Source organism: Dictyobacter aurantiacus, from assembly GCF_003967515.1.
Lineage (GTDB): Bacteria > Chloroflexota > Ktedonobacteria > Ktedonobacterales > Ktedonobacteraceae > Dictyobacter > Dictyobacter aurantiacus.
On the sequence record NZ_BIFQ01000001.1, the window covers coordinates 4,128,291 to 4,141,591 of the forward strand.

A 13,301-nucleotide genomic window follows, 5' to 3' on the forward strand; every position below is an offset into this window, starting at 1 on the left:
AACCAATATTTCACTTCAGGCTTGCCCTATCAATGCTACAAATATCTACCCTTGCCGGCAAAATCCTTTATGCCATAAATATTTGTAGCATCAATGGCAAGCATTTCAAGAATAATGATCTATTCCTGAATTTGCGAGATCCAGGAAGAAAATGAATTGCCGTTATCCTTGGAGCGTCACACTTTTTCAAGACCATTTTCTCCGGACTCATTTGGTTATCGCAAAAAGGAGAAAAATGTTGCACGCCATTTATTGGGTCATGAAAAAATAGACCTGGTGGGTGAGCTTGATATAGCACTTTGGGGTCAAGGTATCCTGAACGAAAATCGATGGAATTTTAAAACACCTGCAGCCGCCTGAGAAGCGCATCGGCGTGATATCGATATTACGAAATTTTTGGCTAATACAGAAAAAAAAGACTTTTGGGTAAAAGTCGTGACTGATAAGATATTTTTTGTTGCAATAAAACTGGTTGTCGAATGGTAAAGGATAGTCCTTTTGGTTGGCCTCTAGCTAGATACGCAACATTATCATAGAACCTCCCGATAACCATGTGAGATGTCCAAATTATCCTTGAGGAGCACCATGTATCAACGACAACGGCAAGCCTTTGACCGTTCACTGGTTGAAAAGCTTTATGATAAACATGCACGAGATATTTTGAGATATATTCGAAGATATATATACTCGAATGAAGATGCTGACGATATACTGGTTGAGGTTTTTCTCGCCGCCATGGAAAGTCAGACATTACCTGATTTGAAGATAGAAGAACAATTTGCCTGGCTGCAGCGTGTGGCACACAACAAAGTTGCTGACTATCAGCGAAAAGTCACCAGATACTCAGCGGTAGCCCTGGACGAAATGCTTGATAGTCCCTACGATGCAGATCTGATTACACCGGAGAAAGAGCTAGTGCAGAGAGAAGATGTGGAACTGTTGCGCTCCCACCTCTCTGTGCTCCCCGAACTACAGCAGCAAGTGTTGCAGCTACGGTTTGGGGACGGCCTGCGTACAAAAGAGATTGCATCGAGGTTAGATAAGAGCGATGGGGCTATACGTTCACTGCTTTTACGTTCACTCAATCTGTTAAGAGATCTGTACACCACGCAAAACAAGGAGCGAATCAATGGATAGGGATGACGAAAAGCAGACTGTAGAGGATACAAAAAATACGTGGAAAGACGAAGAGCTGACAGTAGAGAACGTAGATGAGCAGGTAGAGCATCATCTGTTACAACCGCCTTCCTCTGGGGCCGCGACGCCACTGGCCCGCACGGTGAATGATCTGCGAACTATCTATACTGAGAAGCGCAGTCTGGAACAGGCCTGGGCCCGTATTAACGACCATATGGAGGCCCGCGAGGCTGGCAACGGGGTTTCCCTAATTGGCACTGCCCAGACACCGACGGAGGCACTGCGTGCGATGCCGCCTGTTAAGGAGAAAGATACAGGTCCGCACCCCTTTAAAGCTGGTAGACGTGTATACAGGTCATCTCGCTGGAACTGGCGCATCGTTGCGACCGGTCTGGTCGCCGCCATCGTCTTGCTCGCAGTCCTGGTGTGGCCGTTGGTATCGTACGCTCTGCACGGGACATTGCCTTTCATGCCTAGCTCCACAAGTACGCCTCGGAGCCAGTCCACACCGCAGGTTTCAGGCATGAAGGAGTACAACGGCCAATACTTTAAATTTCAATATCCATCCAACTGGGTTATCACGCAGGATTCCAGCGGTGAGGGCTACCGACAAACGGTTCAGTTGCGTCCCTCGGAGAAGAGTCCGGCTTTTGTCACCATCAATGTCCTGTCCGACAGGACGGCGTCCGCTGAGCAACTGTTACAGGTAGATCCCGATATGCAACTGGGCAAACGACTTGGCACAAGCTCTGTTACGTACCATGGTGTTCCCTGGAACGTAGGTATGGTTGAGCATGCCACCTCTGGCAGCGACCGGGTAGCCAGGCTGAAGGTGGCCTATTCTAATCAAGGGACCCCCTATAGAATCGAGTTTGGGGCACTGGCGAACGAGTTCGGCTCTTATACATCGGTATTTGACGCCATGTTTGCGTCCTTCTATGCGCAACCCGCGTTGGTCGCTCGCGCGACCGCTACTCCGGAGAGCACGCCCGCACCTGCGCCGACGAGCGTGGCAACTTCCACGCCTGTCACCGACAGCACTCCACCAGCCGCCGCCACGGCCACCTCGGTACCGACGGTTGGCGGTGGCATTGGCCTGAAGGTGTATAGTGACCAGTACTTCCAGTTGCAGTATCCATCCAGCTGGGTTATCACGCAGGTCTCGAGCGGTGGGAGCTACCAGGAAACGGTTCAGTTACGTCCGGCGGCATCAAGTTCAGTATCTATCACCATCAATGTGTTGGCGAATAGTCCATTGTCTGCCAGCCAGTTGCTGCAACTGGATCCCGATATAAAGCTGGGCACGTTGCTTAGCACAAGTTCAGCGTCTTATCACGGCGTCTCCTGGAATATCGGCATCGCTAACATCCTGGACTCGGTCCTGCAGCCGCCGCATAAGGTAGAGGTTGCCTATACCAACCAGACCACGCCCTACAAGGTTGAGCTGAGCGCGCCCCTGGATACGTTCGATGCGAATACACAGACATTTAATAACGTGCTGGCATCATTTAATCCAGCCAATTAGAGAGGAATGTACGAACCGATAATCGGTTATAACGCGGTGCGCGGAGCGATCTTTAAGAAACGATCAAGTTCCGTGCACGCGCCCACCTATGGATCCTTTTGTAATGAGAGAGAGGTGCATTTTGGAGAAGAAGCAAATACACGTGCCAGATCAGCCATATGATAGGATAGAGCGTTTATCTAATAAACACTATTACGGCAAGCCATCGCTGCGCCTGATCTCTCTGCGTGTTGGTATCGCTGTTTTTGTGCTAATAATCTGTGCGGGTCTTGATCTCGGTCTGCCGAGGCAGCATGCCTACGCAAAGAGCATGTGTGGTATCCTTTTTACCTGCCCAACGCCGACGCCCATGCCGCCTACCGCAACTCCACCGCCTCAGCCAACGCCTATCCCCACTCCGGTTCCCACTACCGCGCCGCCTGTGCAGCCGACGCCCACCGCCGCGTCCGGACCGGTTGTGGCACCGACTGTACCCGCCAACGTCCCGCCAACGCCAATCGCGACCGTGCCTGTCCGCCCGACCGCGCCTGTCCACCCGACCGTGACCGCGACCAGTAAAGCGCAGCCAACGCCCACACCCGTCCCAACACGCGTTTCTGTCACCAATCATCAGAAGCCCGACGATCGCGCGCCGGTTCAGCCACAAGAGAGTGGCTTTCCACACATGCTGATGATTATCGCCCTTGTTTTCTGCGTCCTGCTTTCTATTCTTGGCATTGGTCTACTCATCTTTCGTCGCATGCTTTTGCCACCGATTCAGATCAAGCCGCCCACAGTTGGAGTTGGAGGATCTTCCTGGACGCGTACCCTTGCGCCTGATCCTTCTTTCAGCGGCCTGGACATAAGCAGCAATGGCATACAGGATGCACCGATTGTGAACTCTGTCTTTCCTCCACTGACAGGTATAGACCATGATGGTGTTACCATCGCCAATACCGCAGTACCGTTAATGCCCGACGAGCAGATCGATACCGCGGGCGTGAGCGCCTCTAATGAGGAAACGGCTGGAAAATTAGCGGCAACCAGATCGAACACTGCCTGGTATGACATATCGGATGATCCATTTACCACATAGTACCAGTAAATTCATTTGCTTTTTTATAACGTTGTATTATTGATAATAAGCTTACAAAAAGCAGAAGCCATTTTTTCAATACTTGAGCTTACTTCGAAATAGGCGAAAAGATCGGCATCTGTCACTGTATAGAACAGGTGGATATTTTTTTACTTTTATAAGTAGAAAGGTGCAAACGTATACCTAGGGACATTTAATTATTATGAAATTTCAACAAAGGTTCAAACTCAATGAGAGAGTGGGAATGCTGTGGCGGCATAATATGGCCGCCACGCTGCCATTCTCGATACCTGAGGAATTACTCCTTGAAGCACGGCGCTATACGCACCTGTTTCACAAGGAGTGTGGAACTCCCCATGACTATGCACAAAGGGTAGAAGCTGTGCGCATTGAACTTGAGCGCACAGGTACCTACCGGCATACACAGGATGAGCTTACGTATGGTGCTATGGTCGCCTGGCGCAATAATGCGCGCTGCATTGGCCGGTTGCATTGGCGATCGCTTCAGGTGCGCGACATGCGTCATCTCTCAACTGCGCAAGATATCTTTTCCGCTCTGGTTGAACATATTCGACTTGCCACCAATGGTGGGAAGATTCGATCGATGATCACCGTATTTGCTCCCCAGACCCCCGGCCAGTCAGGTATTCGTATCTGGAATCCCCAGTTGATTCGCTATGCTGGATATCGGCAGGCCGATGGCTCCATCGTTGGTGATCCACTCAATGCTGATCTGACGGAGGCGATGCATCGTCTAGGGTGGCGGCGAACACAGGGAGGAGCTTTTGATGTTCTTCCGCTCGTCATCCAGTTGCCCGGTCAACCGCCCGAAATATTTGAACTGCCCCCTGAGTGTGTACTGGAGGTCATGTTAAGCCATCCAGACTTTCCCTGGTTTGAGGACCTGGGCATTAAGTGGCATGCGCTTCCGGTTATTTCGAATATGCGGCTGGAGATCGGAGGCATCTCGTACACAGCTGCCCCATTTAATGGCTGGTATATGGGAACCGAGATCGGGGCCCGTAACCTGGGGGATGTTGAGCGTTACAACCTGCTACCCGTGATCGCCCAGGCGATAGGATTGCAGACGCGTTCGGATCGAACGTTGTGGAAGGACCGTGCCCTGGTTGAATTGAATCGGGCGGTACTCTATTCATTTGAGCGGGCTGGCGTTACCATTATCGATCATCACACGGCCAGCCGGCAATTCGTGCATCACGAAAAGCACGAGCGGCAGGCAGGGCGCTCATTGTACGCGGATTGGGGATGGATTGTGCCGCCCATGTCGGGATCGACGATGCCCGTTTTCCATACCCCGTACGAAAATCGCCAGACGACGCCCAACTTCTTTTATCAAAATGATCCCTGGCTGGAAAACTCTCTCCGTCCGGCCCTCTAGTAGAGGAGTAATATATGCACGGTTTAATCTTTGTGACCTGGGAAAAGTACCTGGTCAGTCGTTTTGGGTCTTCTTTGCTCACCACATATCGAGCAAAAGTTGGGGAGGGTCCGGCAAACGCGCCACTGGCCAGCAGGGTCTATGACGATGCGATGCTTCTAGCAGGAGTCGGTGCGGTTCACGAGCTGACGCACCTTCCGGTTGATACCCTCTTGCGCGAATACGGCCGCTACTTTTTGATCAATGGACTCACCAGTTCCCGCTGCTCATATTTATTGACGCAGGTCAATAGTGGGCGTGACCTGTTACTGACGATGCGTGATGCGCACTCCCAGATGCGCCGCATTCCCGACGGGCTGACGCCTCCCATCTTTAGCTATGAGGCCGTATATGATCACAACAATTCATTGACGCTTATTTATGATAGCGATCGTCAGCTATGCCCCGTTCTGTGGGGGGCTATAGAGGGAGCGGCGGAACGCTATGGTCAGAAGGTACGCATTCAGGAGAAGACCTGCATGCGTGTAGGGGACGATGTGTGCCGCTTCGATGTCGTCTTTTCGCCCGCCAGGAGTGCGCCGAAGACACAGCTCTCCCCTGAGCAACTGGCGCAACGCCAGCTACAGCAGCGGACCGATAACCTGGTCCTATCCATGCTGCCCGCACAACGTGGCATAACGCTGGCCCAACTGCAAAGTATGTTAAGAACGCAGACTCAATTTCCTCCCAGCCATATGCGCCCGAGCCGCCTCTTAGAGGCGTTGCAGCACCTGTCTCACGCCGGACTGGTCGCCAATACCGCCAATGAGCCGGGCGACTCCCTGACCAGTCGCCTCTACTGGCGCGCCCCCACCTTCGATGTCTAAGCGCGTTCACCTTTCGCGATAATATATAATGGCGCAGGCGCTTGCTGGTAGAGAAACGGATGTGACAAAAATTATGATCATAATTTTTGTCACATCCGTTTCTCTTTAAATGTACAGTATTTACTCGTATAGATTTTAGCTAGAACGGATATCCTATTTCTTTTTAATTTGATATCCGAACCAACTCCTCCTGATAATACCTGCTAAAAGTCCCATAAACAGGGTCGCCCAGAAGATAGAACCCAGGTCGGCGTTTTGTAGGATGGAATGACGATGGATCAGCAAATTATAAATGCAGGCACTTAGTAGTAGGAGAAATAAGATCGTTTGTATGAACACCTCGCGTAAATAGATGCCCGCTTCCTGAGTTTTTCTGGTCACCTTATAGGCAGGTTTTTTATTTGGTCCATAAGCGAGCGCAAGAAAACTGGATTTTATGAAAACGAAAGTCATCCCAAACCACATCTGTCGTGCACGCCAGTTTTCTTCAAACGTTGTGGATCCATTGATAATAGCAAGCAAAACTTCAATACTGGCAGCGTACAGCCAGAAATGGAGCATGTAATCCAGATTGCTCGTCGTGAAAGGATAGACGCCTGTAAATAAACTGATAACGGGAGTAAATAGGAAAATAGAAAGAGGAAGACTAAAGAGATAAAACAGGCATAGCTCTGTGTACTGCATTCTTTGTTTGAATGATAGGCCTTTTACCAGCCATGGGTTTTTCCAGAAAAAGATGCGCATGGTATCAAGTGCCCAGGTGCCCAGTTGCTTATACACATTGGGAATATCCTCTGGTGAAGTTTGCCCTACTGCTCCCACTATTGGAAGATAAGCATTTTTAAAGCCATGTTGCATTGCTACATAGCCAGAATAGAGGTCTTCCACCAGGTTCCAGGTTGGAAAACCACCAATCTCTTCTAATTTTTTTATACGCCAGACTAAACCACTGCCACAAGGGAATACTGCATTTGCCGCATTACGCGAAAGCATTACACCGCGATAGAAGAAGGATTGCCGGTTGCCAAAGGGGTCACCTTTACTGACAAGTGTATCTTTGATGGTCTGGATGTACGCTACATCCTTATCTTTATTCAAGTGCCCAATTGTATAGCGAAGAAATTGTGGCGAGCCAATGACGTCATCTGCATCTCTTGTTTCGATAAAGGCAATATCAGGATGATTTTGGGCAACGTACGCCAGCATTGAATTCAGATTGCCATCTTTGGCACTACCTCTACGTTCAGGATTCCCTTTGCGTGGCGGTTCGTGGTATACAATGCGGGTCATAGGATAATGACGTTGGAGTGTATTTACTACCTCCTTCATAGCAGGCCGATGGCTATCATCACCAATGATAATTAAAAGTTTTTGCTGCGGCCAATCCTGGCTCAGCACACTCTCTACTGTAGTTTGCACCATTTCTGGTGGTTCACCATATGTAGGGATACAGACCGCGACGGTTGGTTCATGCCCCCGAGGGTATTGAACCAGTGGGTAAACGACACGCGTCCAGTTATTATAGATGCTGAGCACTACAATCACAGTGAGATAACACATGCTTGAGAAGAAGGGAATGGATAGCCATAGAGCTTGTTTATTGAGCACATAAAATAGCCAGGGCAGATAAAATGCAGCAACCAGGATAAAGATAATACCAACTATACGCACTCGAGCATTACTAACTTTTGTATTGTTGTTCGCAAGTCCTTGCACCGCAGAAGAGGGAACTGTTGCAAATTTATCGAGGCGTGATGCTCCAGTTATCAATGCTGGTATTTTATGCGTGGCCAGTTTTATAACCGCTTGAGTGGAACGTGTGGCTAACATTTTGACTGTAGTTGTTTTTAGGGTTTCAAAAGAACTATCTTCTAAATTTTCCTCATCAATAATGGGCATTGAGTCAGAGTGTTGAGGATGTGTGAGTCCTTCAGTACGTGGGTGTCTAAATGTTGTTTCCTTTGAAATCACATTGGCTTGTGCCTCATTAGGAAGTCTTTGCTTGTTGAATAAACTATTATCTTCTAATTTTAATCCGGCCTGCGATTTTGGCAGCGAATTAATGGATACATTCTGTTGTGGCATTTCAGTAAGCTGAAATGGTTTAACTAAACCATCAGTTGTAGGATCAGGTTGTGCTGGTTTGTTGATGTGAACCGGTGTTTCACGCCAGTCTGTAAGTTTGGATGATCTTTTGTTATCCCTTTGCCGCGATGGCATGGTTAATCTGGCACGTATAATAGCTTTATCCCGCATTATCGGCTCTTTTTGTAGTGATTCCATCCTCTGGTTATCGAATTGAGATTCAAGAATATTGTTCTCATTTAGGGGAGTTGAAGACGAATCATGATCCATCTGAATGAATACCTTTCTAATGCGGTGCGAAGTAAACCTCTACTTGTATATAGAGGTAGAGACTTGTTTGATCTTGCATATTTTGTGTTTCTGCCAGCTTGTTATTTAGTCGCATGTAAATTTTTATAAATTGTGGTGGTAATTGTATAGCGCTTATATTGCAAGTCTGGCCCCAATTCAACTACACTGCTCTCTGTGTGGTAAACAGGGATAAAAGCGTGGCAGGCTTTAATCTGCTCTCTAAAAGTATCTGGCCAGCTATAGCTCCCCTTTTCATCAACATACCATGTATAAGCACAAATACTCTGAGTGTTCTCCTTATGCGTGATTCTATAATTGTCGTATACCGCCCATGGGTCTTTTATTTTATGTTGTGCATATAGACTCATCGTATAAGGCCAGGCATCGTCAATCAGAAACTGATCCCCTGGATGTGCATCGTTAGTGAGATATGTTGCTGCTGACCTCACGTCAGGCCATGCAGAATCCAGGATGTAAAGTTCAGCCGCCCCAACGACCAGAAAAATGAGACAGAGGAACGTGACAAGCGGCTTACCCAGCCACTTTTTTTGCCATAGGTAGGCACAGAACAATCCAATTAAAGGGTAGAGAAAGAGAAAGCCAAAGACGACATGTTTGTTGTCGCTAACAGGATTTCCGGATATTATGTGGTAGGCGGGCCAGATCAGGCCAGCCAACCAGAGCAATAGCGCTTCCTTTTTTTTGGGTGCTACACAAAAGCCTAGCAATGAGGCGCATAAAGGTAACAATCCCCAGTAGAGTTGTGCCCCTATAATCATTGCTTCAGTTGATCCAAATGTTGGTTTGTTCTGTGATGACCAGAGGAGCCAATCACCTACCTGGAATTGAAAGGGTAAGAAGAATGCAAGAAAGACCGCGGCAAATAGAAAGAGGAAGAGGAACACATCTGTGATACTTTTTTGTTGGCGGAATGTGATAAGGAGGCCAAGAATTGGCAGCATCATGAGCCCAATAGGATACTTAGCGATCATCGCAATAGCGAGTGAAATTGCACTGACACACAGCCAGAAGCGATGACCATTTTTGAATCTGGTTATGGCCCATAAACTTATTGAGGTGCAAGTCAACGCAGGTATGTCATAAACACCCAGATGAGCCAGAGCCATTAATGGGCCGTTGAAAATAAAGAGCAGTACTGAAAAGAACGCTGCTTTTACCCCAAAAAGATTTTTGGCGGTTAAATAGGAAAAGAGGACGGCCACAAATGTGAGCAATACCCCGACCGCACGTATTCCTACTAACCCATGGATGTTGTATCCGATGGCTGAAAGGACAGGCCATAAGAGTGATCCTGCGAACCAGACAAGATAACCGTCCGCAACCCCTTTCCCTTCTAATGTACGCATACCAGCTGTTGCATAGATCGCTTCATCATAAAATGGTCCTGTTTTCTGAGCATAGATAATCATTCCTTGAATAAGGGCAAATAGTAGCAGACATACATAGCTAGCGATCACATACCCTTTACCACCTCTGGCGCCTTCGTTTTTCTTTGACCGGGTATTTTTTTTCAGGGCCGTTATTCTGATAGTATTTTCTTGAGCAATGTCTATCGAACGATGCGGGATATGCGTTACCAAAGCGGGTTGGCTTTGAGCCAGAGAAAGTTTTTTTTGCTGGTAATCATTAGCCATATTTAGCCTTTTGGGTACATTTGATTGCATATATCACCCTTTTTGTACGTAAAAACATGATGCTTTACCTTTGATCTCTCCAGGAATGTTTCAGAATCTCGTTGTAACTGCGTAAGGCTCCTTAATCTATCTCATCATGTGCCATATAGAGCCTTTTTGATGGCTGTATATGCTGGTTTGGGTTGATACTGGTTGTCAAAAATAAGCGGTTGATCTGGATGATGGGTAAAATTAGGGATCCAGGTATAACGATCCGTGAAACCCCACAGAATAACGCCCGTACACTGTTTGATGTCCTGACATGCATGGATGAGTTCCGCATAAAGCGTAGCCTGTTGTGTAAACTTTTCTGGAAGTGTATGTGGACTATTTTGCAGTTTGATATCGGCCTCTGTAATCTGCACCTGCAGACCCAGATTCGCAAAACGCTTCATGTTTGCTACCAATTGAGCATAGGGATATTGAAGTGTGATATCTAAATGGCCTTCAAAGCCGATGCCATTGATAGGGACTTTTCTCTGTACAAGACTCTGCGTGAGCGCGTAGTAACGATTGGATTTTTCGTTCACCAGTTCTGTATTGAATTCGTTAATGTATAGTCTGGCCTGTGGATCAGCTTCATGCGCCCAGCGGAACGCGTAATCTATATATTGTGGACCAATTATACGTTCCCATATAGATTGTTGATTTAACTCATCTGTATCCAGAGGCTCATTAACGACAATCCAGGATTGTATTTGCCCTTTGTAATGACCCACGACATTCGTGATATAGTCTTTCATGATGCCAAGTAATTCGTCTCGCGTGTAACCGCCATTAGTAATCCATGCAGGTACCTGATTGCTCCAAATAAGATTTGCGCCTTCAATTTGCATTCCATGTTGTCTGGCAAAATTGACCAATTCATCTGATTGTATAAAATTGAATGTATCGATATCAGGATGGGTTACATACATTTTCATGACATTTTCTGCGACGAGTATATTGAACTCTCTTCCCATGATTGTCTGATAGGTTGTATCTGCGTGGAATGCATCTATATTTGCAGCTGTTCCAATTGAGATGGTTCTCTTTTGAGAATATAGGGCCGCATCTCTGAGTGTGTGAATGTCCTGAAATGGAACTTTTTCTTTGCCTGGCTGTGTCTGTGCTGGCATAGGCGTAGGATCAACTGCCTTATTTTCATCAGCTTGGGGAATAAAAGTGCAGCCTGTTGAAAAAAGCAATAATAGTATTAAACTTATTGCGAGTAAAAATCGTTTTAATTGCATAAGTAAATGCACCTGGATTTCCCCAATAATCTACAAATTACAACATGGAAGAAGGCATGTCAGGTTAAATAATTTTACCCATGACGCCGTATCTTTAATGCTATCTTAAATTATAAGAATACTAGTGATCTTTTGCAATGGTTACTTGTTTGTTTAAAATAAGTACTATAATTTATAGTGTTTTTCTAGCTACTCTTTCTTCTCTCTACTTCTTGGGCATGTAATTAATGTAGTGCCGCTAAGTTTAGTTATAGTTATATGTGATGTATCGGATATTGAAATAATAAAAGATTCTTGCATGCATTGAAGATGGTGCGCTCTTGTTGTGAGTTTTAGCTCATGAGTAGTGACAGCAGGATCCAGCAGAGCTTGAGGGCGAAGAAGACGAGGGCGAGGCCGCATACAAAGTTGACGAGTCGGAAGAAGAGGGGCGTCACAAAGCGTCGTCCCCAGGCGATCAGACCGGACATAAAGAAGCACCAGAGCAGGGCGCTACAGAGAAAGCCTGTCAGGAATACCTCGAGACTCCACGGGTCGGGCGTAGCTCTGCCATTCGAGGAGACGATGGTGTTGCCGATGCCGAGCCAGAATGCGATCGGCAGTGGATTCGCCAGGGAGAGTGCGGCACCAAGGACGAAATCACCGTGAGCGCTGGTATCTTTCGCTTCTGTTAGCTGACCACGATAGGCATCCCTGAGCGCCTGCCATGCGAGCAGGAGCAACAGCAGGATGCCGAGAATGCCCAGGAACAGGCGGACAGGTGTGTTTTGTGCCAGCATGGCGGCTCCAATAAAGGCTATCAGCGCCCACAGCGTGACGCCGATCAGGGCGCCGAGCTGTAGAAACAGGGCCGAGAAAAAGCCCCGCTTCAGTCCACGCCGGAGCAACTGGGCTGTGATGGCGCCCGGCGCGGCAAAAAAGGCCAGCCCGAGCCCAAAGGCGGATAGGAAAAGAGACATAAGCGAAGCCTCCGCGGGTATCGGTCCTGTCAGGTCTATGCCTGATCGTCTGTCTGATGATATTCAGTGCGCAGGGGCGCGGCGACCTCTTCCGCCAGGCGTTGGAGAACTCCCTGAGGATCGGGCACCGGCATGTGATAGATGATATATGTTGCCCCTACCTTTATAAATGCGCGCGTCCCCTCGTATGCCGCGTGCAGGTCTGAAGGATCAACAGAGATGTGTCTGGAATGTTCGATGGTGGCGGGATCGCGTCCGATGGCCACGCAGGCCTGGTCCAGAATAGCGCTTTTCTGGCGATACTCTTCGGGCGTATTGACACTGCAATCCCAGATATCGGCGTGGCGAGCGACTACGCGCAGCGTGCGCTCTCCCTCGGCGCCGATGGCAAAGGGGGGGTGTGGTTTCTGGATCGGTTTAGGCTCGCAGTATGCGTCGTGCAACTGGTAATAGCGTCCCTCGAAGTTCGCGACGGGCAGTGTCCAGAGCTGGCGCATCAGCTCGCATGCCTCGTCAAGGCGGCGCACGCGCTCACCGGCGGGTGGCAGGGCGATGCCATAGGCATGGTGTTCTTGCTCGGACCAGCCGGTTCCAAGTCCAACATTCAGCCGTCCGTGGCTGATGATATCGATGGTCGCGGCCATTTTGGCCAGCAGCGCGGGATGACGATAGGTGTTATCTGTAACCATGACTCCCAGGCGTAGGCGCTGCGTAGTCGCGGCCAGCGCCGCCAGCAGGGTCCAACTCTCCAGATAAGGATCGGTGGGATGGTCGCCGAGCGACATCATGTGATCATTGAGCCAGGCGTGCTCGAAAATAGGGAGCGCATCCGCCATCTGCCAGACATGTAGCAGTTCTTCGTGGGTCGCATGCGTAGGTGCCGTCTTGATGCCGAAGCGTAAAGATGGGTGGTGTGCCATAGGTATTTCAATCCTCCTTTTCACATCTGTCATGATGTTGAAAGTATATGGCGATTTTGTGCTAAGATACAGGCAAAAAGTATGGTATATCTAGAGGTTGGCATAAGTTATAAAGGGA

General features: G+C 48.4%; 11 protein-coding genes. 6 read left to right on the plus strand and 5 right to left on the minus strand.

The window, feature by feature from the left end:
* The first annotated feature begins 156 nt into the window (after nucleotides 1-156).
* The 6 genes from KTT_RS16670 (at nucleotide 157) to KTT_RS16695 (ending at nucleotide 6,002) form a co-directional block, all read left to right on the plus strand.
* Nucleotides 157-360 (plus strand): hypothetical protein, encoded by a 204-nt coding sequence (locus KTT_RS16670; RefSeq protein ID WP_126597059.1) that lies wholly within the window; start codon nucleotides 157-159, stop codon nucleotides 358-360.
* A gap of 225 nt (nucleotides 361-585) precedes the next feature.
* Nucleotides 586-1,137: an RNA polymerase sigma factor gene (locus KTT_RS16675; RefSeq protein WP_126597060.1), complete on the plus strand. Its 552-nt coding sequence runs from the start codon at nucleotides 586-588 to the stop codon at nucleotides 1,135-1,137.
* Entirely contained in the window at nucleotides 1,130-2,662 is a 1,533-nt protein-coding gene (locus tag KTT_RS16680; protein ID WP_126597061.1) for a PsbP-related protein, read from the plus strand. Before KTT_RS16675 ends, KTT_RS16680 begins: the two co-directional genes overlap by 8 nt.
* Nucleotides 2,663-2,804: 142 nt before the next feature.
* Entirely contained in the window at nucleotides 2,805-3,737 is a 933-nt protein-coding gene (locus KTT_RS16685; protein ID WP_126597062.1) for a hypothetical protein, read from the plus strand.
* 244 nt (nucleotides 3,738-3,981) lie between these two features.
* Nucleotides 3,982-5,136 carry a nitric oxide synthase oxygenase gene (locus KTT_RS16690; protein WP_235845746.1) on the plus strand — a complete coding sequence of 385 codons (1,155 nt, stop codon included), beginning with the start codon at nucleotides 3,982-3,984 and terminating at the stop codon, nucleotides 5,134-5,136.
* A 14-nt stretch (nucleotides 5,137-5,150) separates the two neighbouring features.
* On the plus strand, nucleotides 5,151-6,002 hold the full coding sequence (locus tag KTT_RS16695; RefSeq protein ID WP_126597063.1) for a heme NO-binding domain-containing protein: 852 nt from the start codon (nucleotides 5,151-5,153) through the stop codon (nucleotides 6,000-6,002).
* Between the two features lie 153 nt (nucleotides 6,003-6,155).
* Here KTT_RS16695 and KTT_RS16700 read toward each other — a convergent pair whose 3' ends face one another.
* The 5 genes from KTT_RS16700 to KTT_RS16720 all read right to left on the minus strand — a co-directional run bounded on the left by KTT_RS16700 (nucleotide 6,156) and on the right by KTT_RS16720 (nucleotide 13,183).
* Nucleotides 6,156-8,357, minus strand: a complete 2,202-nt coding sequence (locus KTT_RS16700; protein WP_126597064.1) for a glycosyltransferase — start codon at nucleotides 8,355-8,357, stop codon at nucleotides 6,156-6,158.
* 101 nt (nucleotides 8,358-8,458) lie between these two features.
* Nucleotides 8,459-10,063, minus strand: a complete 1,605-nt coding sequence (locus KTT_RS16705) for an ArnT family glycosyltransferase (RefSeq protein ID WP_126597065.1) — start codon at nucleotides 10,061-10,063, stop codon at nucleotides 8,459-8,461.
* A gap of 104 nt (nucleotides 10,064-10,167) precedes the next feature.
* On the minus strand, nucleotides 10,168-11,304 hold the full coding sequence (locus tag KTT_RS16710; RefSeq protein WP_126597066.1) for an endo-1,4-beta-xylanase: 1,137 nt from the start codon (nucleotides 11,302-11,304) through the stop codon (nucleotides 10,168-10,170).
* Between the two features lie 332 nt (nucleotides 11,305-11,636).
* A complete protein-coding gene (locus KTT_RS16715) occupies nucleotides 11,637-12,263 on the minus strand; it encodes a LysE family transporter (protein ID WP_126597067.1) in 627 nt (208 codons plus the stop codon).
* Nucleotides 12,264-12,298: 35 nt separating this feature from the next.
* Nucleotides 12,299-13,183 carry a TIGR03560 family F420-dependent LLM class oxidoreductase gene (locus KTT_RS16720; RefSeq protein WP_126597068.1) on the minus strand — a complete coding sequence of 295 codons (885 nt, stop codon included), beginning with the start codon at nucleotides 13,181-13,183 and terminating at the stop codon, nucleotides 12,299-12,301.
* Nucleotides 13,184-13,301: the final 118 nt, after the last annotated feature.

What these genes read in the sequence shown, in the direction of transcription:
- KTT_RS16680 (WP_126597061.1), top strand. Translation starts at nt 1,130, where the DNA reads ATGGATAGGGATGACGAAAAGCAGACTGTAGAGGATACAAAAAATACG.
- KTT_RS16715 (WP_126597067.1), bottom strand. Translation starts at nt 12,263, where the DNA reads ATGTCTCTTTTCCTATCCGCCTTTGGGCTCGGGCTGGCCTTTTTTGCC.
- KTT_RS16690 (WP_235845746.1), top strand. Translation starts at nt 3,982, where the DNA reads ATGCTGTGGCGGCATAATATGGCCGCCACGCTGCCATTCTCGATACCT.
- KTT_RS16675 (WP_126597060.1), top strand. Translation starts at nt 586, where the DNA reads ATGTATCAACGACAACGGCAAGCCTTTGACCGTTCACTGGTTGAAAAG.
- KTT_RS16700 (WP_126597064.1), bottom strand. Translation starts at nt 8,357, where the DNA reads ATGGATCATGATTCGTCTTCAACTCCCCTAAATGAGAACAATATTCTT.
- KTT_RS16720 (WP_126597068.1), bottom strand. Translation starts at nt 13,183, where the DNA reads ATGGCACACCACCCATCTTTACGCTTCGGCATCAAGACGGCACCTACG.
- KTT_RS16705 (WP_126597065.1), bottom strand. Translation starts at nt 10,063, where the DNA reads ATGCAATCAAATGTACCCAAAAGGCTAAATATGGCTAATGATTACCAG.
- KTT_RS16710 (WP_126597066.1), bottom strand. Translation starts at nt 11,304, where the DNA reads ATGCAATTAAAACGATTTTTACTCGCAATAAGTTTAATACTATTATTG.
- KTT_RS16695 (WP_126597063.1), top strand. Translation starts at nt 5,151, where the DNA reads ATGCACGGTTTAATCTTTGTGACCTGGGAAAAGTACCTGGTCAGTCGT.